This window comes from Pseudomonas sp. GD04091 (assembly GCF_029836165.1).
Classification (GTDB): domain Bacteria; phylum Pseudomonadota; class Gammaproteobacteria; order Pseudomonadales; family Pseudomonadaceae; genus Aquipseudomonas.
Map to the genome: position 1 here is coordinate 305,330 of NZ_JAOEBG010000003.1, position 21,546 is coordinate 326,875.

The 21,546-nt window shown below is 63.1% G+C and carries 18 protein-coding genes; 3 read left to right on the forward strand and 15 right to left on the reverse strand.

Features of this window, described 5'->3' with window-relative positions:
* Positions 1 to 77 precede the first annotated feature (77 nt).
* The 3 genes from rpoD to rpsU form a co-directional block, all read right to left on the reverse strand.
* The gene (gene rpoD, locus N7422_RS06415) at positions 78 to 1,928 is read right to left on the reverse strand and encodes an RNA polymerase sigma factor RpoD (protein WP_279805712.1); all 1,851 of its coding nucleotides are present in this window, start codon (positions 1,926 to 1,928) and stop codon (positions 78 to 80) included.
* A gap of 67 nt (positions 1,929 to 1,995) precedes the next feature.
* A complete protein-coding gene (gene dnaG, locus N7422_RS06420; protein ID WP_279805713.1) occupies positions 1,996 to 3,984 on the reverse strand; it encodes a DNA primase in 1,989 nt (662 codons plus the stop codon).
* A 280-nt stretch (positions 3,985 to 4,264) separates the two neighbouring features.
* Positions 4,265 to 4,480, reverse strand: a complete 216-nt coding sequence (rpsU, locus tag N7422_RS06425) for a 30S ribosomal protein S21 (RefSeq protein WP_003255575.1) — start codon at positions 4,478 to 4,480, stop codon at positions 4,265 to 4,267.
* A 205-nt stretch (positions 4,481 to 4,685) separates the two neighbouring features.
* On the opposite strand from rpsU, the gene tsaD reads away from it, so the two are divergent.
* Positions 4,686 to 5,711, forward strand: a complete 1,026-nt coding sequence (gene tsaD, locus N7422_RS06430; RefSeq protein ID WP_279805714.1) for a tRNA (adenosine(37)-N6)-threonylcarbamoyltransferase complex transferase subunit TsaD — start codon at positions 4,686 to 4,688, stop codon at positions 5,709 to 5,711.
* Between the two features lie 25 nt (positions 5,712 to 5,736).
* Here the strand turns inward: tsaD and plsY are convergent, their stop codons facing one another.
* Positions 5,737 to 6,306: a glycerol-3-phosphate 1-O-acyltransferase PlsY gene (gene plsY / locus N7422_RS06435; protein WP_279805715.1), complete on the reverse strand. Its 570-nt coding sequence runs from the start codon at positions 6,304 to 6,306 to the stop codon at positions 5,737 to 5,739.
* Between the two features lie 74 nt (positions 6,307 to 6,380).
* On the opposite strand from plsY, the gene folB reads away from it, so the two are divergent.
* Positions 6,381 to 6,737 carry a dihydroneopterin aldolase gene (gene folB, locus N7422_RS06440; protein WP_279805716.1) on the forward strand — a complete coding sequence of 119 codons (357 nt, stop codon included), beginning with the start codon at positions 6,381 to 6,383 and terminating at the stop codon, positions 6,735 to 6,737.
* Complete coding sequence (folK, locus tag N7422_RS06445) at positions 6,728 to 7,237, forward strand: 2-amino-4-hydroxy-6-hydroxymethyldihydropteridine diphosphokinase (RefSeq protein WP_279805717.1); 510 nt, start codon at positions 6,728 to 6,730, stop codon at positions 7,235 to 7,237. Before folB ends, folK begins: the two co-directional genes overlap by 10 nt.
* Before the next feature lie 61 nt (positions 7,238 to 7,298).
* Here folK and N7422_RS06450 read toward each other — a convergent pair whose 3' ends face one another.
* The 11 genes from N7422_RS06450 to N7422_RS06500 form a co-directional block, all read right to left on the reverse strand.
* Positions 7,299 to 8,519 (reverse strand): multifunctional CCA addition/repair protein, encoded by a 1,221-nt coding sequence (locus N7422_RS06450; protein WP_279805718.1) that lies wholly within the window; start codon positions 8,517 to 8,519, stop codon positions 7,299 to 7,301.
* A 60-nt stretch (positions 8,520 to 8,579) separates the two neighbouring features.
* Entirely contained in the window at positions 8,580 to 10,148 is a 1,569-nt protein-coding gene (locus N7422_RS06455; protein WP_279805719.1) for a SpoVR family protein, read from the reverse strand.
* Complete coding sequence (locus N7422_RS06460) at positions 10,145 to 11,416, reverse strand: YeaH/YhbH family protein (RefSeq protein ID WP_279805720.1); 1,272 nt, start codon at positions 11,414 to 11,416, stop codon at positions 10,145 to 10,147. Before N7422_RS06460 ends, N7422_RS06455 begins: the two co-directional genes overlap by 4 nt.
* A gap of 125 nt (positions 11,417 to 11,541) precedes the next feature.
* Positions 11,542 to 13,464, reverse strand: a complete 1,923-nt coding sequence (locus N7422_RS06465; protein ID WP_279805721.1) for a PrkA family serine protein kinase — start codon at positions 13,462 to 13,464, stop codon at positions 11,542 to 11,544.
* A 281-nt stretch (positions 13,465 to 13,745) separates the two neighbouring features.
* Entirely contained in the window at positions 13,746 to 14,075 is a 330-nt protein-coding gene (glpE, locus tag N7422_RS06470; protein WP_279805722.1) for a thiosulfate sulfurtransferase GlpE, read from the reverse strand.
* Positions 14,076 to 14,088: 13 nt separating this feature from the next.
* The gene (locus N7422_RS06475) at positions 14,089 to 14,955 is read right to left on the reverse strand and encodes a symmetrical bis(5'-nucleosyl)-tetraphosphatase (RefSeq protein ID WP_279805723.1); all 867 of its coding nucleotides are present in this window, start codon (positions 14,953 to 14,955) and stop codon (positions 14,089 to 14,091) included.
* Entirely contained in the window at positions 14,955 to 15,335 is a 381-nt protein-coding gene (apaG, locus tag N7422_RS06480; RefSeq protein WP_279805724.1) for a Co2+/Mg2+ efflux protein ApaG, read from the reverse strand. The genes N7422_RS06475 and apaG overlap by 1 nt, the downstream gene beginning before the upstream one ends.
* Positions 15,336 to 15,516: 181 nt before the next feature.
* Positions 15,517 to 16,317 (reverse strand): 16S rRNA (adenine(1518)-N(6)/adenine(1519)-N(6))-dimethyltransferase RsmA, encoded by an 801-nt coding sequence (rsmA, locus tag N7422_RS06485; RefSeq protein WP_279805725.1) that lies wholly within the window; start codon positions 16,315 to 16,317, stop codon positions 15,517 to 15,519.
* Positions 16,314 to 17,303 (reverse strand): 4-hydroxythreonine-4-phosphate dehydrogenase PdxA, encoded by a 990-nt coding sequence (gene pdxA, locus N7422_RS06490; RefSeq protein ID WP_279805726.1) that lies wholly within the window; start codon positions 17,301 to 17,303, stop codon positions 16,314 to 16,316. Before pdxA ends, rsmA begins: the two co-directional genes overlap by 4 nt.
* The gene (surA, locus tag N7422_RS06495) at positions 17,300 to 18,619 is read right to left on the reverse strand and encodes a peptidylprolyl isomerase SurA (protein WP_279805727.1); all 1,320 of its coding nucleotides are present in this window, start codon (positions 18,617 to 18,619) and stop codon (positions 17,300 to 17,302) included. Before surA ends, pdxA begins: the two co-directional genes overlap by 4 nt.
* Positions 18,600 to 21,440 (reverse strand): LPS-assembly protein LptD, encoded by a 2,841-nt coding sequence (locus tag N7422_RS06500; RefSeq protein WP_279805728.1) that lies wholly within the window; start codon positions 21,438 to 21,440, stop codon positions 18,600 to 18,602. The genes surA and N7422_RS06500 overlap by 20 nt, the downstream gene beginning before the upstream one ends.
* Between the last annotated feature and the right edge of the window lie 106 nt (positions 21,441 to 21,546).

Sequence of the window (21,546 nt, forward strand, 5' to 3'; positions counted from 1 at the left end):
ATCCTGCCCGTGGTAGGGCGCCGCCCACGACCTTTTGTCACATAAGAAAAACCCCGGCCTGGGCCGGGGTTGATTCTTTACTCGTCGAGGAAGGAGCGCAGGTGCTCGCTTCGCGTCGGGTGGCGCAGCTTGCGCAGCGCCTTGGCTTCGATCTGACGGATCCGCTCGCGGGTCACGTCGAACTGCTTGCCGACTTCTTCGAGGGTGTGGTCGGTGTTCATGTCGATGCCGAAACGCATGCGCAGCACCTTGGCTTCGCGTGCGGTCAGGCCCGAGAGCACGTCACGGGTCGCTTCCTTGAGGCTTTCGACCGTGGCCACGTCGATCGGGGACTGCATGGTGGAGTCCTCGATGAAGTCGCCCAGGTGGGAGTCTTCATCGTCACCGATCGGCGTCTCCATGGAGATCGGCTCCTTGGCGATCTTCAATACCTTGCGGATCTTGTCCTCAGGCATCTCCATGCGCTCGCCGAGCTCTTCCGGGGTCGGTTCGCGACCCATTTCCTGCAGCATCTGGCGGGAAATACGGTTGAGCTTGTTGATCGTCTCGATCATGTGCACCGGAATACGGATGGTGCGCGCCTGGTCGGCGATCGAGCGGGTGATCGCCTGGCGAATCCACCAGGTGGCGTAGGTCGAGAACTTGTAGCCGCGACGGTATTCGAACTTGTCCACTGCCTTCATCAGGCCGATGTTGCCTTCCTGGATCAGGTCGAGGAACTGCAGGCCACGGTTGGTGTACTTCTTGGCGATGGAGATCACCAGACGCAGGTTCGCCTCGACCATTTCCTTCTTGGCGCGGCGGGCCTTGGCCTCGCCGATGGACATGCGACGGTTGATTTCCTTGATCTCGGCGACGGTCAGGCCGGTCTCGGTCTCGAGGTCGATCAGCTTTTGCTGGCAGGCGACGATCGCGGCGTCCTTCTCACCCAGGGCCGCGGCCCACTTGGTGTTGCGCTTGGCCAGGTCGCCGGACCAGGTCTGGTCGGTCTCGTTGCTCGGGAACAGGCGCAGGAAGTCGGCGCGCGGCATGCGGGCATCACGCACGCACAGCTGCATGATGGCGCGTTCCTGTTGGCGCAGGCGGTCAAGGGCGCCACGTACACGCTCCACAAGGGCGTCGAACTGCTTGGGCACCAGCTTGATCGGCATGAACAGATCGGCCAGGGCCTGCATGGCGCCAATGCTTTCGGCGTGAGCGCGGCCGTGCTTCTTCAGCACCTTGAGGGTGATGACCAACTGATCGTTGACGGCACCGAAACGCTGTGCGGCAACCACCGGATCCGGGCCGCTTTCGGCCTCTTCCTCGTCGTCGCTGCTTTCGGCGTTTTCGTCGTCTTCGTCTTCTTCTTCCTTCGCGGCAGCGGCCTTGGCACCAGGAATCGGTACTTCTTCGGTCGGTGCGGCGATGTTGTCGTCAGGGTCGATGTAACCGCTGAGAACATCGGACAGACGGCCACCTTCGGTGGTGACGCGATCGTATTCGCTGAGGATGTAGTCGACGGTACCCGGGAAGTGAGCGATGGCGCCCATGACTTCACGGATGCCTTCCTCGATGCGCTTGGCGATTTCGATCTCGCCTTCGCGGGTCAGCAGCTCGACGGTACCCATTTCACGCATGTACATGCGCACCGGGTCGGTCGTGCGGCCGATATCGGTCTCTACTGCCGCCAACGCTGCGGCGGCCTCTTCGGCTGCGGCTTCGTCGGTGTCGGCTTCCGCCAACAACAGGGCATCCGCATCCGGAGCACTCTCGAATACGTTGATCCCCATGTCGTTGATCATGCGGATGATGTCTTCCACCTGCTCCGGATCTGAAATATCCTCTGGCAGGTGGTCGTTGACCTCCGCGTAAGTCAGGTAGCCCTGCTCACGACCGCGGGTGATCAACTCTTTGATACGAGATTGCTGTTGCGCTTTTCCGGACATAACACCCTATCCACTGAAGGTCTTGGCGGGCAAAAAACAAGCCGAGGATTATACCCGAGCATGGACCTCACGCGCCAGATGAGGTCGGGGTTTGTGCGGGAACATTCCGGCTTAGCAGGGCGAGCAGCTGAGATTTTTCCTCTGCATTCAACTCGCTTTGACGTGCTTTCCTGAGCAGATGTTCCAGGCTGCGCTCGCGCTGGCGAGCGGACAAGCTAGTTATAGTGTCGAAAAACTGTTGTTCAAGGTTGTCGGCATCGATCAACCATTCCTTTTCGGCCAGGGCCCGCAGCAGGCGGCCCTGCTCTGTGCCGTGCCAGCGTGCGATCAGCTGCATAGAGCTTAGCTTAGGATTCTTCTGTGCGGCCTCGATCAGGGCCACCAGCAGCTGGCTGTACAGTTGCTCCTCGTCGGCGAAGTGGCTGGCGTCCTCGACTTTGCCGGCCAGCAGCGGGTGGTGCAGCAGGGTGCGCAGGGCCGAGAGCGTCGGTGGCTCGACCGGCGCCGGCACCCGCGGCGGGGCCTCGCCGCGCTGGCCATCACGCTGCCAGGGCTTGCCGCCTTTCTTGTCCCAGGGCTTGCCGTCCCACTGCTTCTTGCCTGCGCCCTTGTTCGGCGTCCAGGGGCGTTGCTCCTGCTGCTGCGGCATGTAGTCGGGCTGGTACTGCAGGTCACCATGGTCCGGCGCGTAGCTGGCCATCGCGTCGTAGTCGTAGCCTGGGTCGTAATCCGGCACGCTGGGCGCGGGTGCGCTCTGCGCCAGTTGCTCCATCTGCTGCGGGTCGAGGCCGGTGATGTCTTTCAGGCGGTTGCGCATCAGTTGGCGCAAGTTGGCGCCCGGGACCTTCTCGATCAGCGGCGCGGCCAGGGTGACCATGTGCGCCTTGCCTTCCAGTGAGCGTGGGTCGGCCTCGTTGCTCAGCTGTTCGAAGAAGTAGTCGGCCAGCGGTTGGGCGTGCTGATTGATGCGGGCCTGGAAGGCATCGGTGCCTTCGGCGCGTACCAGGCTGTCCGGATCCTCGCCTTCGGGCAGGAACAGGAAGCGTGCGCGACGGCCGTCCTGCAGGCTCGACAGCGTCGACTCCAGGGCTCGCCAGGCGGCCTTGCGGCCGGCCTGGTCGCCGTCGAAGCAGAACAGAACGCTGGGCACCACGCGGAACAGGCGCTTGAGGTGTTCCTCGCTGGTGGACGTGCCGAGGGTCGCCACGGCGTTGCGCAGGCCTTGCTGGGCCAGGGCGATGACGTCCATGTAGCCCTCGACCACGATGATCTCGTCGAGGTTGCGGTTGTGCTTGCGTGCCTCGTACAGGCCATACAGCTCCTGGCCTTTGTGGAACACCGGGGTTTCCGGGGAGTTGAGGTACTTGGGCTTGTCGTCGCCCAGTACCCGTCCGCCGAAGGCGATGACCCGGCCGCGGCTGTCGCGGATGGGGAACATCACCCGGTCGCGGAAGCGGTCGTAGCGCTTGCCGCTTTCAGCGTTCTCGATCAGCAATCCGGCGTCGATCATCACCTTTTGCTGCAGTGAGTCGGCACCCAGGTGCTTGAGCAGGTTGTCCCAGCCCGGCGGGGCGAAGCCCAGGCCGAAATCGCGGGCGACCTCACCGGACAGCCCACGCCCCTTGAGGTAGTCCACCGCCGCCTTGCGGGTGGCATGGCCACGCAAGGCCTGGCGATAGAATTCGGCGGCGGCTTCGAGCAGCGGGTACAGCGGCGAGTCGGTCGGCTGGCGCGGTTTCTGTCCGCGTCGTCCTTCTTCCCGGGGGACTTCCATGCCGGCTGCGCGGGCCAGCTCCTCGACCGCCTGGGGGAAGTCCAGGTTGTCGTGGTCCATGACGAAGCCGAGGGCGTTGCCACCGGCGCCGCAGCCGAAGCAGTAGTAGAACTGCTTGTCAGGGCTGACGGTGAAGGAGGGGCTCTTTTCCTTGTGGAACGGGCAGCAGGCAGACAGGTTCTTGCCGGTCTTCTTCAGCTGGACGCGCGAACTCACCACATCGACGATGTCGGTGCGGTTGAGAAGGTCATCGATGAAGCTCTGGGGAATCAGCCCGGCCATGGCAGTCTCGTCATCTGGCAACTGGCAAGTCTAAACGCTTGTGCGCGAGTTTGGCGTGGGGTATCGCAGGAAGAGGTGTGTGCTCGTCACCAGCCCGTGGAAGGGCTCGTCAGAAAGGACGTGCACGCCTGGTCAAGGACCAGTTCTGACGCGTTGAGGCAGGTTGCCCATGGCTTTTGCCGGGGCACCCCAGGCGCATGGCCAAGGGCTTGAAGCGACCACTGCCATCAGCCCGACACGAGGCCGGGCATGGCAGAAGCTTTGCGTAGAACGGCTGTACTTAGTACAGACGAACGGCGCGGCGCTGTTCGCGCTGGACCTTCTTGGCGTGACGCTTTACAGCGGCAGCGGCTTTGCGCTTACGCTCGGCGGTCGGCTTCTCGTAAAACTCGCGGCTACGAACTTCAGCCAGTACACCGGCTTTTTCGCAGGAGCGCTTGAAACGACGCAGAGCTACGTCGAAGGGTTCGTTCTCTTTAACTTTGACGGCTGGCATCCAGGGCTACCTTAATTCATTACCGGGGTAGACGTGCTCCTGGCAAAACATAAGGTGTGCTGGAGAACGTCGGTTTTCAAGGGTTGCGGATGTTAACCCTTAGCTGGCCGGAATGCAAAGCCTCTGATCGAAAACCGCTGGTCGGCACACGGCACGGGGACTATCATGCGCGCCTTCGAATTCAGCCTCGACAAGGCACGGACCCATGCTAGTACTGGGATTGGAAACATCCTGCGACGAAACTGGCGTCGCATTATACGACAGTGAACGCGGCCTGCTGGCCGACGCACTGTTCAGCCAGATCGACCTGCACCGCGTCTACGGCGGCGTGGTGCCCGAGCTCGCCTCGCGCGACCACGTCAAGCGCATGCTGCCGCTGATCCGCCAGGTGCTGCAGGAAGCCGGCTGCGTGGCCACCGAGATCGATGCCATCGCCTATACCGCTGGCCCTGGCCTGGTCGGCGCGCTGCTGGTCGGCGCCTCCTGCGCCCAGGCCCTGGCTTTCGCCTGGGATATCCCGGCGATCGGCGTGCACCACATGGAAGGCCACCTGCTGGCGCCGATGCTCGAGGAGCAGCCGCCGGAGTTTCCGTTCGTCGCTTTGTTGGTGTCTGGCGGTCATACCCAGCTGGTACGGGTCGACGGCATCGGCCGATACGAGCTGCTGGGCGAGAGCCTGGACGACGCCGCCGGCGAGGCTTTTGACAAGACCGCCAAGCTGATCGGCCTCAACTACCCGGGTGGCCCCGAGATCGCCCGCCTGGCCGAGCAGGGTACGCCGGGACGCTTCGTGTTCCCACGACCGATGACCGACCGCCCGGGGCTGCAATTCAGCTTCAGCGGTCTCAAGACCTTCGCCTTGAATACCTGGCAGCAATGCCGCGATGCCGGGGACGACAACGAGCAAACCCGTTGCGACGTGTCGCTGGCCTTCCAGCAGGCCGTGGTGGAGACTCTGACCATCAAGTGCAAGCGAGCCCTCAAGCAGACCGGTCTCAAGCGGCTGGTCATCGCTGGCGGGGTGAGTGCCAACAAGGCCCTTCGCGTTTCGCTGGAAGAGATGCTGGCAGGCATCAAGGGCAACGTCTATTACGCACGCCCTCGGTTCTGCACCGACAATGGCGCGATGATCGCCTATGCCGGTTGCCAGCGCCTGTTGGCCGGGCAGCGCCAGGACTTGGCGATCAGCGTGCAGGCGCGCTGGCCGATGGAGCAGTTGCCCGCGGTATGAATTGAGCCGGGCGCCTGCCGCTGCATCAGAAATGGCGTTCGCGCCCGGCGAACAGGTCGCGTAGATTGCTGCGGTGGCGCCAGACGATCAATACCGTCAGTACGGTCATCGGCAGCAGCGCTTCAGGTTCGCGCCACGCCAGCAGCGGCAACGTCAGCGGTGTGGCGATCAACGCTGCCAGCGAGCTGGTGCGGGTGAGATAGAAGGTCAGCAGCCAGGCGCCGATGGCCAGCAGGGCCGCCGGAAAGTACAGCGCCATGAGCATGCCGGCGGCGGTGGCCACGCCTTTGCCGCCCTGAAAGCGGAAGTACACCGGAAATAGGTGGCCCAGTACCGCGCAGATGCCGATCCAGGCCTGTTCCTGCTGGTCCAGTCCGGCCAGGCGAGCCAGCAGCACGGGCAACATGCCCTTGCACAGGTCGCCGAGCAGCGTCAGGATCGCCAGCTTGCGCCCGGCCAGGCGCAGCATGTTGGTCGCGCCGGCATTGCCCGAGCCGCTGGAGCGCGGGTCGGGGCTGCCGCTGAGGCGGCTCAGGACGATAGCGAAGGACAGGGAGCCGAGCAGGTAGGCAAGCAGCGCCAGTGACCAAAACATGCTAACTATTCCGGGCGAGGACGCCCTGATTCTAACGGCGCCCGTCGCCCTTGTCGTGCTGTGGAGAGAAGTGCTTGGACAGAGTGTTCATCGAAGGCCTGGAAGTCGATACCGTCATCGGTGCCTATGACTGGGAGCGGGATATTCGCCAGTGTCTGCGCCTGGATCTGAGTTTCGCCTGGGACAACCGCCCGGCCGCCGCCGGTGACGACCTGTCGCTGGCACTGGACTACGCCAGTGTATCGGCGCGGGTCCAGGCCTTCGCCGAGCAGGCCCGCTTCGAACTGGTCGAGACTTTCGCCGAGCGCCTGGTGGCGGTGTTGATGACGGAGTTCAACATTCCCTGGGTGCGCTTGAAACTGACCAAGCCGGGCGCGGTGCCGGCGGCCCGCGGTGGTGTTGGCGTGGAGATCGAGCGCGGATGTCTCTGAGCACGGTTTACCTGGGGCTGGGCAGCAATGTCGAGCGTGAGCGGCACCTGTGCGCCGGCCTCGACGCGCTCGCGGGGCTGTTGACGGGAATGCAATGCTCGACGGTGTTCGAAAGCCAGGCGGTCGGCATCAAGAGCGGGCCTTTCTACAACCTGGTGGTGCGTGGGCAGACCGGGCTGCCGTTGCTGGAGCTCGATCGCCGGCTCAAGTTCATCGAGGCCGACAATGGTCGCTATGCCCCTGATCGCAAGGGCTTGCCGCTGGATATCGACGTGCTGATGTATGACGGCTTGCACGGCACGTTCAACGGGCTGGTGCTGCCACGGGCGGAAATCCTGAAGAATGCCTTCGTGCTGTGGCCGCTGTCACTGCTGGCGCCGGAGCTGATGCACCCGGGTGTTGGAAAAAGCATGGCGCAGCTGTGGCGCGAGGCGAACATCGACCAGGTGCTGGCACCGGTGCCGTTCGAATGGCGGGGGTTGCAGCTCACGCAACCTTGAGTCGCGCACTTCCATCGCGGGGCAAGCCCGCTCCCACGCAGGAGCGGACTTGTCCGCTCGATCAACGGCCCTTGTAAGCTTTGAGCGCCTGGAGCCGTTCTTCTTTCAGCGCTTCTCCCAGTGCTTGCCCGGACAGCCCTCGCTCGACCAGCGGCTTCACATCCACCTCTCTGGCTGCCGCTGCCGCGCCACGCAGGTACGCGGCTTGTGGATAATCTCGGTTCTCCAGCCCCAGCCTGCCCCGGGCGTCCATCTCGCAGGCGGCGATGAAGTCCTCGAAACGTTGCGGGCGACGGTATACATCGAACTTCTGCAGCAGCTCGAGCAGGGTCGAAGGCCGCAGCTCGAGGGCGCGGTGGCAGTGGGTGTGGAACTCGCCGACCAGCATCGCCAGCTCCTGGCACTCACGGGGAGCCTTGAAGCGCTGGTTGACCGCCTTGATCAACTTGAGGCCGCGCACCTCGTGAGCGATATGCCGTGGCCACTCGTCCTCCGGCGTGGTGCCCTTGCCCAGGTCGTGCAGCAGGCAGGCCCAGCGCACAGCCAGCGGTTGCTGATGCAAGGCGGCCTGCTGCAACACCGACAAGGTATGTACGCCGCTGTCGATCTCGGGGTGGTGCGCTGCAGGCTGCGGCACGCCGAACAAGGCGTCGATCTCGGGCATCAGTTCCTTCAGGGCGCCGCAGGCGCGCAACACCTCGATGAACACCTGGGGCTGCTCTTCCATCAGCGCCCGTTCGATCTCCTTCCAGCTACGCTCGGCCGTCAATGCCTGCAATTCGCCTGAGGCACTGATATGGCGCATCAGCTCCAGGGTTTCATCGGCCACGCGAAAACCCAGTGGGGCAAAGCGGGCGGCGAAGCGGGCGACGCGCAGGATACGTAATGGATCTTCGGCGAATGCCGGCGAAACGTGACGCAAAATGCGCCGTTCGAGATCTGCCTTGCCGTGGTAGGGATCGTACAGGTTGCCGTGGTCGTCCTCGGCCATCGCGTTGATGGTCAGGTCGCGACGAATCAGGTCTTCCTCGAGGGTGACCTCGGGACTGGCGTGAAAGGTGAATCCACCGTAGCCGCGACCGCTCTTGCGCTCGGTGCGGGCCAGGGCGTACTCCTCGCCGGTCCTGGGGTGGATGAATACCGGGAAATCGGCGCCGACCGGACGATATCCCAGCGCCTGCATCTGTTCGACCGTGGCGCCGACCACCAGTCTGTCGATGTCGCTGACCGGCAGGCCGAGCAGGCGGTCGCGCACGGCGCCGCCAACTTTGTAGATCTGCATGTGAAACCTCCATTGCTGGCGACAGGATACCTTGTCGACGGCAATGGAGGTGGCGCACGGCTAGAGGTGATGAACCACCGCGAGATCCATGCGCCCGTAGTCGCCGGCGTCACTGTGCTCGCCGCGTGGCGGCATATGGTGGGTTTTCATGATCTGGTCGCCCTGAACGGTCTCCAGGTGGATGTCGAAGCCCCACAGGCGATGCAGGTGCTTGAGGACTTCCTCGGTGGAGTCGCCCAGCGGTTTCCGGTTGTGTTGCTGGTGACGCAGGGTCAGGGAGCGGTCACCGCGGCGGTCGATGCTCCAGATCTGTACGTTGGGCTCGCGATTGCCCAGATTGTACTGGGCGGCCAGTTGCTCGCGGATGGTGCGATAGCCGTCTTCGTCATGGATCGCCGGAACCAGCAGGTCATCGCGCTGATCGTCGTCGAGAATGCTGAACAGCTTGAGGTCGCGCATCACCTTGGGTGAGAGGTACTGGAGGATGAAGCTCTCATCCTTGAAGCTGCTCATGGCGAACTTGATCGTCGACAGCCAGTCGCTGCCGGCGATGTCCGGGAACCAGCGGCGATCCTCTTCCGTCGGGTGCTCGCACATACGGCGGATGTCGGTGTACATGGCAAAGCCCAGGGCGTAGGGGTTGATGCCACTGTAATAGGGGCTGTCGAAGCCTGGCTGGAACACCACGCTGGTGTGCGACTGCAGGAACTCCATCATGAAGCCTTCGGTGATGAGCCCCTCGTCGTACAGGTCGTTCATCAGGGTGTAGTGCCAGAAGGTCGCCCAGCCTTCGTTCATCACCTGGGTCTGGCGCTGTGGGTAGAAGTACTGCGCGATCTTGCGCACGATACGCACCACTTCGCGCTGCCAGGGTTCAAGCAGCGGGGCGTGTTTCTCGATGAAGTAGAGGATGTTTTCCTGTGGTTCGGCGGGGAAGCGCGCGTCGTCTTTCTCGCCACCTTTTTCGGCGCCCTTGGGAATGGTGCGCCACAGGTCGTTGATCTGCTTCTGCAGGTGTTCCTCGCGCTCCTTCTGGCGGCGGCGCTCTTCTTCGGCGGAGATGGGGTACGGCCGCTTGTAGCGGTCCACGCCATAGTTCATCAAGGCATGGCAGGAGTCGATCAGGTCTTCCACCGCATCGATGCCATGGCGCTCCTCGCACTGGGCGATGTACTGCTTGGCGAATACCAGGTAATCGATGATCGAGCTGGCGTCGGTCCAGGTGCGGAACAGGTAGTTGCCCTTGAAGAAACTGTTGTGGCCGTAGCAGGCGTGGGCAATCACCAGTGCCTGCATGCACATGGTGTTTTCTTCCATCAGGTAGGCGATGCACGGATCGGAGTTGATCACGATTTCGTAGGCCAGGCCCATCTGGCCGCGGCTGTAGGATTTCTCCGTGCTGAGGAACTGCTTGCCGTAGGACCAGTGGTGATAGCCCAGCGGCATGCCCACCGATGCGTAGGCGTCCATCATCTGCTCGGCGGTGATGACCTCGATCTGGTTGGGGTAGGTGTCCAGGGCGTAGCGGGCGGCCAGGCGACTGATCTCGCGGTCGTACGTCTGGATCAGCTCGAACGTCCACTCGGAACCGGTGGAAATGGGTTGGCGTCTCTGTTCTCTGGCGCTCATGTGGCTAACCTGCGCTGGAAGAGTTCACGGAAGACCGGGTAGATATCGCCGGCCGATACCAACTGCTGCTGGGCGAAGGTGTCGGGGAAGGCTTCGCCGATGCGCTCGTATTCGTACCACAGCGCCTGGTGTTCGCGTGGGGTGATCTCGACGTAAGTGTAGTACTGCACGTGCGGCATGATCTGGTTGGCGAGGATGTCGCGGCAGATCGGCGAATCGTCGTTCCAGTTGTCACCGTCCGAGGCCTGGGCGGCGTAGATGTTCCAGTCGCTGGCCGGGTAGCGTTCGGCCATGATCTCCTGCATCAGCTTGAGAGCGCTGGAGACGATGGTGCCGCCGGTCTCGCGGGAATAGAAGAACTCTTCCTCGTCCACTTCGCGGGCGCTGGTGTGGTGGCGAATGAATACCACCTCGATGCGGTCGTAGTTCCGCTTGAGGAACAGGTACAGGAGGATGAAGAAGCGCTTGGCGATGTCCTTGGTGGCCTGGGTCATGGAGCCGGAGACGTCCATCAGGCAGAACATCACCGCCTTGGAACTGGGGTTGGGCTGCTTGATCAGCAGGTTGTACTTGAGGTCGAAGGTGTCGAGGAACGGCAGGCGATTGATGCGCGCCTTGAGTCGCTCGATCTCGGCTTCGGTCTCCTGGATGTCGGTGAAGTTGTCTGGCTCCTCGACCTTCAGTCGGGCCAGTTCCTTCTGCGCTTCGCGCAGCAGGGCGCGGCTGCTGCCGGTCAGGGCGATGCGCCGGGCGTGGGCCGAGCGCAGGGTCCGCACGATATTGATGCGAGAGGGGTTGCCTTCGTTGGCGATGCCGGCGCGCACGGTCTTGAAGGTGTCGGTGCCGGTCAGGTGGCGTTTGACCAGATTGGGCAGCTCGAGGTCTTCGAACATGAACTCGAGGAACTCTTCCTGGGTGATCTGGAAGACGAAATCGTCCATGCCTTCGCCGGAGTTGCCGGCCTTGCCACGGCCGCCGCCACCGCCGCCACCTTGTGGCCGGGCGATGTGCTCGCCCGCGGTGAACTCCTTGTTGCCGGGGTGGACGATGGTCTGCTTGCCGCCGCGACCGTGGTGCAGCACCGGTTCGTCGATGTCACGTCCCGGGATGCTGATCTGTTCGCCATGCTCCATGTCCATGATGGAGCGACGGCTCACGGCCTCTTCGACGGCTTTCTTGATGTGCTCACGGTACCGCCGCAGGAAGCGCTGGCGGTTGACCGTGCTCTTGTTCTTGCCGTTCAGGCGTCGGTCGATAACGTAGCTCATGGGCCCTCCGGTAGCTGGGTACAGCTGCAAGCTTCAAGCTACGAGCTGCAAGTAAAAGCAGTCGCCGCCGCCACGGGCGCGCGGTGCGCCGAAGCACACCGCGAACGTTCCGTGACGTGCCGCCTTTACTGCGACTTCCTGACCCGCAGGTACCATTCCGACAGCAGGCGTACCTGTTTGTCGGTGTAGCCACGCTCCACCATCCGGGTGACGAAGTCGTTGTGCTTCTGTTGGTCTTCCTTGCTGGCCTTGGCGTTGAAGCTGATGACCGGCAGCAGGTCCTCGGTGTTGGAGAACATCTTCTTCTCGATGACCACCCGCAGCTTCTCGTAGCTGAGCCAGCTGGGGTTCTTGCCATTGTTGTTGGCCCTGGCGCGCAGCACGAAGTTGACGATTTCGTTGCGGAAGTCCTTCGGATTGCTGATGCCGGCCGGTTTTTCGATCTTCTCCAGCTCCTCGTTGAGGGCGATGCGGTTGAGGATCTCGCCGGTTTCCGGGTCGCGGTATTCCTGGTCCTGGATCCAGAAGTCGGCGTACAGCACGTAGCGGTCGAAGATGTTCTGGCCGTACTCGCTGTAGGACTCCAGGTAGGCGGTCTGGATCTCCTTGCCGATGAACTCGATGTAGCGTGGCGCCAGGTACTCTTTCAGGTAGCGCAGGTAGCGCTCGCGCACTTCGGCGGGGAACTGCTCCTGTTCGATCTGCTGTTCCAGCACGTAGAGCAGATGCACCGGGTTGGCCGCCACTTCGTGCGGGTCGAAGTTGAACACCTTGGAGAGGATCTTGAAGGCGAAGCGGGTCGACAGGCCGTTCATGCCTTCGTCCACGCCCGCGGAGTCGCGGTACTCCTGGATCGACTTGGCTTTCGGGTCGGTGTCCTTGAGGTTCTCGCCGTCATACACGCGCATCTTCGAGTAGATGTTGGAGTTCTCCGGCTCCTTCAGGCGCGAAAGCACGGTGAACTGGGCGAGCATCTTCAAGGTGTCAGGGGCGCAATGGGCCTTGGCCAGCGAGCTGTTGACCAGCAGCTTGTCGTAGATCTTGATCTCGTCGCTGACGCGCAGGCAGTACGGCACCTTGACGATGTAGATCCGGTCGATGAACGCCTCGTTGTTCTTGTTGTTGCGGAAGGTGTGCCACTCCGATTCGTTGGAGTGGGCCAGCAGGATCCCGGAATAGGGGATCGCGCCGAGGCCTTCGGTGCTGTTGTAGTTGCCTTCCTGGGTAGCCGTCAGCAGCGGATGCAGGACCTTGATGGGCGCCTTGAACATCTCGACGAATTCCATGAGGCCCTGGTTGGCCCGGCACAGTGCGCCCGAGTAGCTGTAGGCGTCGGCGTCGTTCTGCGGGAATTCCTCGAGCTTGCGGATATCCACCTTGCCGACCAGGGCGGAGATGTCCTGGTTGTTCTCGTCGCCGGGTTCGGTCTTGGCGATGGCGATCTGATTGAGGATGGAGGGGTAGAGCTTGACCACCTTGAACTTGCTGATGTCGCCGCCGAACTCTTGCAGGCGCTTGGTGGCCCAGGGCGACATGATGGTGTTCAGGTAGCGCCGCGAGATGCCGTATTCCTCTTCGAGAATGGCGCCATCCTCGGCGGCGTTGAACAGCCCGAGGGGCGACTCGAACACCGGAGAGCCCTTGATGGCGTAGAACGGCACTTTCTCCATCAGCTGCTTGAGTTTCTCGGCCAGCGACGATTTACCGCCGCCCACCGGCCCCAGCAGGTAGAGGATCTGTTTCTTCTCTTCCAGGCCTTGGGCGGCGTGGCGGAAGTACGAAACGATCTGGTCGATGCACTCTTCCATGCCGTGGAAGTCGGCAAAGGCCGGATACCGGCGAATCACCTTGTTGGAGAAGATTCGCGACAGTCTGGAGTTGGTTGAGGTGTCGATCAGCTCCGGCTCACCGATGGCCAGCAACAGCCGTTCAGCCGCCGATGCGTAGGCACTGCGATCCTCTTTGCACAGCTCGAGGTACTCCTGCAGCGAAAGTTCTTCCTGGCGGGTTGACTCGAAACGTTGTTGGAAGTGGCTAAAAATGCTCATGACGTCACCTCGCTCGATACGTGGAGACGACGCCGGATCAGTCAGCTGATGCTGGCATGCAACCGGGCTCGCCGATTGCTGTATACCCCCCAGAACACCTTGGAACGCTACCGATGACCCGCACGCCGGTGTACCGGCTCTCCCCTTTTTTGGATGGCCTGGGCTTAAGGATAGTTGGTTATACGCAAGGTCAAGGGCGGGGAGCCAAGAAGACGCCTGATACCGTTCGTCAGGTCAGGCGCGAGCCCACGCCGAGCGCGGGCTGCAGCAAAAATGAAAAATTATTCGACGCTACCCTGGGCTGTCTCTGCCGGGTAGGTGGCGCGCCACAGCTCAAAGCCACCATCGATGCTGTAGACGTTGGAGAAGCCTTGGCCGACCAGGTAGGCGGCGGCGCTCTGGCTGGAATTTCCGTGGTAGCAGACCACCAGTGTAGGCGCGTCCAGGTCGGCGTTGCGGATGAAGTCGGCCACCGAGTGATTATCCAGATGAGTGGCACCGGTGATGTGCCCAGCGGCATAGGCTTGCGGGTCGCGAATGTCGACCACGACCGCGCCTTCTGCGCGCAGGGCGAGGGCCTGCTCGGGGGAGATGCGCTTGAATTCGCTCATGGGTGCGGTTCCTTCAGGGCTGATCGTTGGATGTCGCCGGTTGCGCCGGCGGGCGAGGGGTGCCCTCGCGGGTGCAGTCACAGCGGTGGTATTCGCCGCTGTCGACGTTGTACAGGGTCATGGCGCCACCCCACACGCAGCCGGTGTCCAGGGCGATCACGCCAGGGACGTCGACGCGGCCTTCAAGGGCGGCCCAGTGGCCGAAGATGATCTTCACATGGCGCGAACGGCGGTCGGGGTGGTCGAACCAGGGCTTGTAGCCTTTCGGGGCGCTGTCCACGCCTTCCTTGCTCTTGAGGTCGAGCTTGCCGGCGGCGGTGCAGAAGCGCATGCGGGTGAAGTAGTTGGTGATCACCCGCAGGCGTTCGATGCCGGTCAGGTTCTTGCTCCACCTGTTCGGCTCGTTGCCGTACATGCCGTCCAGGTACAGCTGCAGACGGTTGTCGTCACGCAGGACCTCTTCGACCTCCGCCGCCAGTTCCAGGGCGCGGCCCAAGGTCCATTGCGGCGGGATGCCAGCGTGGACCATGGCGATGCCCCGGGGCTCATCGTAGTGCAGCAGCTTCTGCCGGCGCAGCCAGTCGAACAGCTGGTCGGCGTCCGGGGCCTCGATGATTTCGCGCAGGGTGTCGCTTTTTTTCAGGCGTTCGACGTTATGCCAGGCGGCCAGCAGGTGCAGGTCGTGATTGCCCAGCACGCAGACCAGCGCGTTGCGGATCGAGTACAGGTAGCGCAGGGTTTCCAGCGACTCGGGGCCGCGGTTGACCAGGTCGCCCACCAGCCACAGACGGTCGACGGCCGGGTCGAACCGTACGCGCTCGAGCAGGCACTTGAGGGGTTGCAGGCAGCCCTGGAGGTCGCCGACGGCGTAGGTGGCCATCAGTGCAGCGCCCCAGGCACGGCGAGGCGGAAGGGGGCGATTTCGGCGTCGAAGCGCTTACCATCTTCGGCGAACATCTGATAACTACCCTGCATGGTGCCCACGCGAGTACTGATCACCGCGCCACTGCTGTAGGTATGGCTCTGGCCGGGCTCGATCAGCGGCTGCTGGCCGATCACGCCGGCGCCGCGCACTTCCTCGACTTCGCCATCGCCATTGGTGATCAGCCAGTGACGGGACATCAGCTTGGCTTTGACCGTGCCGTTGTTGTGCACGGTGATGGTGTAGGCGAAGGCGAAACGGCTGCTTTCGGGGTCGGATTGTTCTTTGAGGTAGCGGGTCACGACGCTGACGTCGATCTGGTAGCGGGGGTCGGACATGCAAGGGCCTTGGGAAGCTGACGCAATAACGCAGTCTAGGCCATTGAGAGGGGGGAGGGCCAGCGGTGTGGGCGCTGGGATTCCGTTGTCGGCATCGGCCTCTTCGCAGGCAAACGCGCTCCCCAGGGACCGCACAGATTGTGCGATTTCTGGGGGAAGCGGGCTTGCCCGTGAAGGCGAATCAGCCCTGCTGTTCGGCCAGCTTGTCGGCCAGGCGCACGAAGGCGGCCAGGTCCAGCTGCTCGGGGCGCAGGCTGCCATCGACGCCGGCGGCTTCGATGGCCTGGCTGTCGAGCAGGCCCTTGAGGGTGTTGCGCAGGGTCTTGCGGCGCTGGTTGAAAGCTTCGCGCACTACACGCTCCAGCAGTTGCGGGTCCTTGGCTGGGTGCGGCAGGACTTCATGGGGCACCAGACGCACGATGGCCGAATCGACTTTCGGTGGCGGGTTGAAGGCGCCCGGGCCGACATTGAACAGGTGCTCCACGCGGCAGTGGTACTGCACCATGATCGACAGACGGCCCCAGTCGCCGCCACCAGGGCCGGCCGCCATGCGCTCGACCACTTCCTTCTGCAGCATGAAGTGCATGTCGCGAATCAGCTGGGCGTGATCCAGCAGATGGAAGATCAGTGGCGTGGAGATGTTATAGGGCAGGTTGCCGACCACCTTGAGGCTGCGCTCCGGCACGCCCAGCTGGTTGAAGTCGAACTTCAGGGCATCGCCCTGGTGCAGGCGGAAGTTGCCGCGCCCAGCGAACTTGTGCTGCAGGATCGGCACCAGATCCTTGTCTAGTTCCACCACGTCCAGTTGCGCGCCGCTGCCCAGCAGGCCCTCGGTAAGGGCGCCCTGGCCAGGGCCGATTTCCAGCAGGTGTTCGCCGGCCTTGGCGTTGATCGCCCGCAGGATGCGATCGATGATTCCGGCGTCGTGCAGGAAGTTCTGACCGAAGCGCTTGCGCGCCCGGTGTTGGTAGTGCTCGTTCATGCTTGGTTCTCGGCCATCTGGTAGGCGGTTTGCAGGGCGACGCGCAGGCTGCCGGTGTCGATCTTGCCGCTGCCGGCCAAGTCCAGGGCGGTGCCGTGGTCGACCGAGGTGCGGATGATCGGCAGGCCCAGCGTCACGTTGACCGCGGCGCCAAAGCCCTTGTACTTGAGCACGGGCAGGCCCTGGTCGTGGTACATCGCCAGCACCGCGTCGCAGTGCTCCAGATATTTGGGGGTAAACAGGGTATCGGCCGGCAATGGGCCGCGCAGGTCCATGCCTTCGGCGCGCAAGCGCGCCAGGGTCGGCTCGATGATGTCGATTTCTTCGCGGCCCAGGTGGCCGCCTTCACCGGCGTGCGGGTTGAGGCCGCAGACCAGGATGCGTGGATTGGCGATGCCGAACTTGTCGCGCATGTCTGCGTGCAGGATGCGGGTGACGCGTTCCAGGCGCTCGGCCGTGATCGCCTCGGCGATGTCGCGCAGGGGCAGGTGAGTGGTCACCAGGGCCACGCGTAGCCCGTGGGTGGCCAGCATCATCACCACTTGCGTGGTGTGGGTGAGGTCGGCAAGGAACTCGGTATGCCCGGAGAAGGCGATACCGCTTTCGTTGATCACGCCCTTATGCACGGGGGCCGTGATCATCCCGGCGAACAGCCCGTCGAGGCAGCCTTGGCCCGCGCGGGTCAGGGTCTGCAGGACGAACGCGGCGTTGGCTTTGTCCAGCTGCCCCGCCACTACCGGGGTAGCCAGGGGAGTATCCCAGACGTACAGGCTGCCTGCGGGGGTAGGCTGGGTCGGGAGATGGTCCGGCGTGACAGGCAGCAGGGTGACGGCCAGCCCCAGCTGCGTGGCCCGCTCGGCGAGCAGGTCACGGCTGGTGATGGCGATCAGGGGATGGGGCTGTGTCTCGGCGGCGAGCAGCAGGCACAGATCGGGACCTATGCCGGCCGGTTCGCCGGGCGTGACTGCGAAGCGCTGCGGCTTCACTGGGCGGCCTGGTCGGCGCCAGGCAGCTTGATTTCAACGTAGGCTTCGTCGCGGATCTGGCGCAGCCAGGTTTGCAGCTCTTCGTCGTACTTGCGGTTGCGCAGCACGTTCATCGCTTGCTGTTCGCGAGCCTGGTCGGTGCTGTCGGTGGCGCGGCGGCCCAGGACTTCCAGCACATGCCAGCCGTATTGGGTCCTGAACGGCTTGGTCACCATGCCTTGCTGGGCGTTGGCCATCTGCTCGCGGAACTCCGGCACCAGGCTGTTCGGGTCGACCCAGTTGAGGTCGCCGCCGTTGAGCGCGGAACCTGGGTCCTCCGAGAAGCTCTTCGCCAGCTCGGCGAAGTCTTCACCGTTCTGGATCCGGTCGTACAGACGCTCGGCCAGTTGCTCGGTGGCGGCTTCGCTGCGGATCTCGCTCGGCTTGATCAGGATGTGGCGTACATGCACTTCGTCGCGCAGGATGCTCTCGCTGCCGCCACGCTTCTCCTCGAGCTTGAGGATGATGAAACCGTTGGGGATGCGGATCGGCTGGGTGATATCACCGATGGCCATGCCGCTGAGCAGCTTGGCGAAGTCCGGTGGCAGCTGGCCGGCCTTGCGCCAGCCCATCTCACCGCCTTCCAGGGCGTTTTCGCTGGCGGAGCGGGCGATGGCCATCTGGCCGAAGTCGGCGCCCTGTCGGAGCTGCTGGTAGATGTCGCCGACCTGGCGTGCGGCCGCCTGAATGGCTTCCGAGTTGGCGCCTTCAGGCGTCGGGATGAGAATGTTGGCCAGGCGATATTCTTCCGACATCTGCATCTTGCCGAGGTCGGAGTTGAGGAAGTTCTTCACTTCCTGCTCGGAGACCTGGATGCGTTCTGCCACGCGGCGCTGGCGCACGCGGCTGATGATCATCTCGCGCTTGATCTGCTCGCGGGCATCGTCGTAGGACAGGCCATCGTGGGCCAGGGCGGCGCGGAACTGCTCCAGCGACATGCCATTGCGCTGGGCAATGGTGGCGACGGCCTGGTTCAGTTCCTCGTCGGTGATGCGGATGCCGGAGCGCTCGCCGATCTGCAACTGCAGGTTCTCGACGATAAGCCGCTCCAGCACCTGCTGCTGCAGCGCGCCGGCTGGCGGCACACCACCGCCACGCTTGGCGATGGTCTGCTGCACTTCGCGCACGCGCTGGTCCAGCTGGCTCTGCATGACCACGTCGTTATCGACGATGGCCGCGACGCGGTCGAGAGGTTGCACCGCGGCATGAACCGCGCCACTCAGCAATACGGCGCCCAGCATCAGCGGGCGCAGACGATCAATAAGCTTGCTCTTCACGTGTACGGTAACCTTGAATGCCTTGGTCCAGGAACGATTCGACCTTGTTGCCGACGACGCCGCCGAGGCCCTTGAGCACGATTTGCAGGAAGACGCCGTGGTCACCCTTCTCGTTGTTGGGGACGGCCTGGCTGAAATCGTCGTAGTCGATCCAGTAGCGGTTGATCAGGCGCAGCTTCCAGCAGCAGTTGTCGTACTCGAAACCGCCCATGGCTTCCAGGGTGCGGTTGCGGTTGTAGTCGTGCTGCCAGCGAGCGATCACGCTCCATTGCGGCACGATCGGCCAGATGACCGAGAAGTCGTGCTGCTGGATCTTGTAGTAATCCTTGATGTAGTTCGGGTTGCCCGGCGTACCGTAGTCACCGCCGCCGACTTTCCAGGTACCGGTCAGCTGGTCGTAGGTGATCATGTCGTTACGATAGCGATAGCCAAGGTTGACGATCTTGTTCGGGTTGTCTTCAGGCTGGTATTGGAACATTGCGCTGCCCGAGCGGGTGCTTCGGCTGTCCGGGTCCCAGTTGAAGTCCGAATTGAAGCGCCAGTCGCGGTTGAACGCGTATTCGTACTCCAGCGCATACGGTGAGACCTTCGACTTGCTGTCTTCGCGGGTGCGGTAGTCGATGCCTGGCAGCTGGACCTTGCGATCCTTGAAGTAGAACGCCTGGCCGATGCTGAAGCGCTGGCGCTGGAAGCCGTTGTCTTCGATCCAGCGGTTGGTCACGCCCAGCGACAGCTTGTTCTCGTCGCCGATACGATCGGGGCCGGCGAAGCGGTTGTCACGGAACAGCGAGGCATAGTTGAACACGGTCTCGCCGGAGTCGAAGATCGGGATGTCCGTCTGGTCCTTGTACGGGACGTAGAGGTAGAACAGTCGCGGTTCGAGGGTCTGGCGGTAGTGGGTGCCGAACAGCTGGGTGTCGCGGTCGAAGTACAGGCCACTGTCGACGCTGAACACCGGAACGTTGCGGTTCTGGTTGCTCTTGAAGTCGCCGTAGGTCGGGATGCGCTCCGGGAAATCGATCAGGTCCTGCTTGCCTTTGCTGTCCAGGTCCAGATCATAGTGCGTGTAGACGTATTTCAGCCTGGGCGTGATGTAACCGTAGCTGGCCTCCATCGGGAGGCTGGCGGTTGGGGCCAGGTTCAGACGGGTACCATTGGCGCGAGCGACACCGAAGATGTTTTCGTCCAGGCGTCGTCCGCCAAGGATCTGTCCGGTGGTTGGATCCAGCACAACACCTGTGGCGTCGTCCGGCAGGCCGTCTTTGCCAAACACGAGATCGTTCTTCAGGTCTCGATCGAAACGCACTGCCTCTGCTTCGTAGCCGAAATCGAAACCGCCCGGTTTGTAGGGCAGTATGCCATTGAGCGTGATCCGCGGCAGTGTGTCGTACGGCGTGATCTGCGAAATGGTCGCCAGCTCGTAGGCATGCAGGTCCAGTCGAGCGCTGTAGGTATCGCCGCGATAGGTGAGCGCGCCCTGCTGGTCGATGTAGTCACGGCTCTGCACGCCGATCTGATCGGTCTCCAGGTCCTGGAAGTAGAACGGGTCACTGATGTCGGTGTAGTCCACCTCGGCCATCAGGCGCTCGTCCAGGCCACCCTTGTGCTGCCAGTTGACCATCCAGCGTTCTTTCTTGTAGTCCGTCTGCAGCTCGCGGTCGTCGTCCTGGTCGCTCAGGTAAGCGCCACCGAACTGACCTTCGCTGGACTTGGTCAGGTAACGGAATTCGCCTTCCATCAGCATGCCGCGCTTGGCCATGTAGCGCGGGTACAACGTGGCGTCGTAGTTCGGCGCCAGGTTGAAGTAGTACGGGGTGACCAGCATGAAGCCGGTGTCGCTGCTGGTGCTGAACGATGGCGGCAGGAAACCGGACTGGCGACGGTCGTCGATCGGGAAGTAGATGTACGGTGTGTAGAACACCGGGAAATCCTTGACCCGCAGGGTGACGTTGGTTGCGGTACCGAAGCCGGTGGCCGGGTTCAGGGTGATGTTGTTGCCCTTGAGCTGCCACGCGTTGCTGCCCGGCTCACAGGTGGTGTAGGTACCGTCCTTGAGGCGGATGATGGCGTTCTCCGCACGCTTGGCGTACAGGGCGTTGCCGCGGATACGCGACTTGTGCATCACATATTCGGCGTTGTCGACCCGGGCTTCGCCGGTGTCGAGCTGGATCTGCGCCTGGTCACCGACCACCAGCGTGCCGTTGTCGCGGATCTTGACGTTGCCCTTGAGCTCGCCGCGATTCTCGGTCTGGTACAGGTTGGCCTCATCGGCCTCGGCCTGCATGCTGCCCTGGCGCATGACCACGTCACCGGCGAGGGTGGCGATCTGCTGCTCCTGCTGGTACTTGGAGACCTTGGCGTTGATGTAGGTGGGCGACTCGTCCTTGGGCGTGGAGTCGTCCATGCCTGGGCGGATCGGCTCGATGTAGGCACCGGCGCAGTACGGGCCGGTCTCGGCCAGCTGCGCGGCGGTGAGCTTCTCGCGCGGGACCCAGTCCAGGTGGCTGTAGTCTTCGCTGCGCGATTTCAGGCCACGGCCCTTGGCCTCGGTGACCAGCATCGGCTTTTCGGCCTCGGTCGCGGCGACTTCGCCCGGCGCTTCGGCGCCCGAGCTCGCGGCGGCCGCGCCCGAATGGACCGGGCGAGGCGGCAGGTTGGCAGCGGTCTTGGGCTTGCAGTCCCAACCACCGGCGGCGGACACTTGGCAGTCGAACTGCTCGGCCGCCACCACGTACGACGTGGCCAGAGGTTGCAGGGCCAGCAGACCGCCAGTCACCAGCAACGGAAACTTTCTACGAAACGCGGGGGATTTCAATGCCATCTTATTAGTCCGGGCTTCCTGCGTGCCATCTGCCCGCGTGTGGGGGCCGCACGCCTCTCGATGGTCTGAAAAAGATGCTGGATAATAAAGCATGACCCGCTTGACG

Coding starts and splice junctions, on each gene's coding strand:
- rpoD (WP_279805712.1), bottom strand. CDS start 1,928: ATGTCCGGAAAAGCGCAACAGCAATCTCGTATCAAAGAGTTGATCACC.
- N7422_RS06465 (WP_279805721.1), bottom strand. CDS start 13,464: ATGAGCATTTTTAGCCACTTCCAACAACGTTTCGAGTCAACCCGCCAG.
- rsmA (WP_279805725.1), bottom strand. CDS start 16,317: ATGAACGAGCACTACCAACACCGGGCGCGCAAGCGCTTCGGTCAGAAC.
- N7422_RS06475 (WP_279805723.1), bottom strand. CDS start 14,955: ATGGCCACCTACGCCGTCGGCGACCTCCAGGGCTGCCTGCAACCCCTC.
- N7422_RS06460 (WP_279805720.1), bottom strand. CDS start 11,416: ATGAGCTACGTTATCGACCGACGCCTGAACGGCAAGAACAAGAGCACG.
- N7422_RS06450 (WP_279805718.1), bottom strand. CDS start 8,519: ATGCAGATCTACAAAGTTGGCGGCGCCGTGCGCGACCGCCTGCTCGGC.
- folK (WP_279805717.1), top strand. CDS start 6,728: ATGTCTCTGAGCACGGTTTACCTGGGGCTGGGCAGCAATGTCGAGCGT.
- glpE (WP_279805722.1), bottom strand. CDS start 14,075: ATGAGCGAATTCAAGCGCATCTCCCCCGAGCAGGCCCTCGCCCTGCGC.
- apaG (WP_279805724.1), bottom strand. CDS start 15,335: ATGTCCGACCCCCGCTACCAGATCGACGTCAGCGTCGTGACCCGCTAC.
- N7422_RS06500 (WP_279805728.1), bottom strand. CDS start 21,440: ATGGCATTGAAATCCCCCGCGTTTCGTAGAAAGTTTCCGTTGCTGGTG.
- rpsU (WP_003255575.1), bottom strand. CDS start 4,480: ATGCCAGCCGTCAAAGTTAAAGAGAACGAACCCTTCGACGTAGCTCTG.
- N7422_RS06455 (WP_279805719.1), bottom strand. CDS start 10,148: ATGAGCGCCAGAGAACAGAGACGCCAACCCATTTCCACCGGTTCCGAG.
- tsaD (WP_279805714.1), top strand. CDS start 4,686: ATGCTAGTACTGGGATTGGAAACATCCTGCGACGAAACTGGCGTCGCA.
- dnaG (WP_279805713.1), bottom strand. CDS start 3,984: ATGGCCGGGCTGATTCCCCAGAGCTTCATCGATGACCTTCTCAACCGC.
- plsY (WP_279805715.1), bottom strand. CDS start 6,306: ATGTTTTGGTCACTGGCGCTGCTTGCCTACCTGCTCGGCTCCCTGTCC.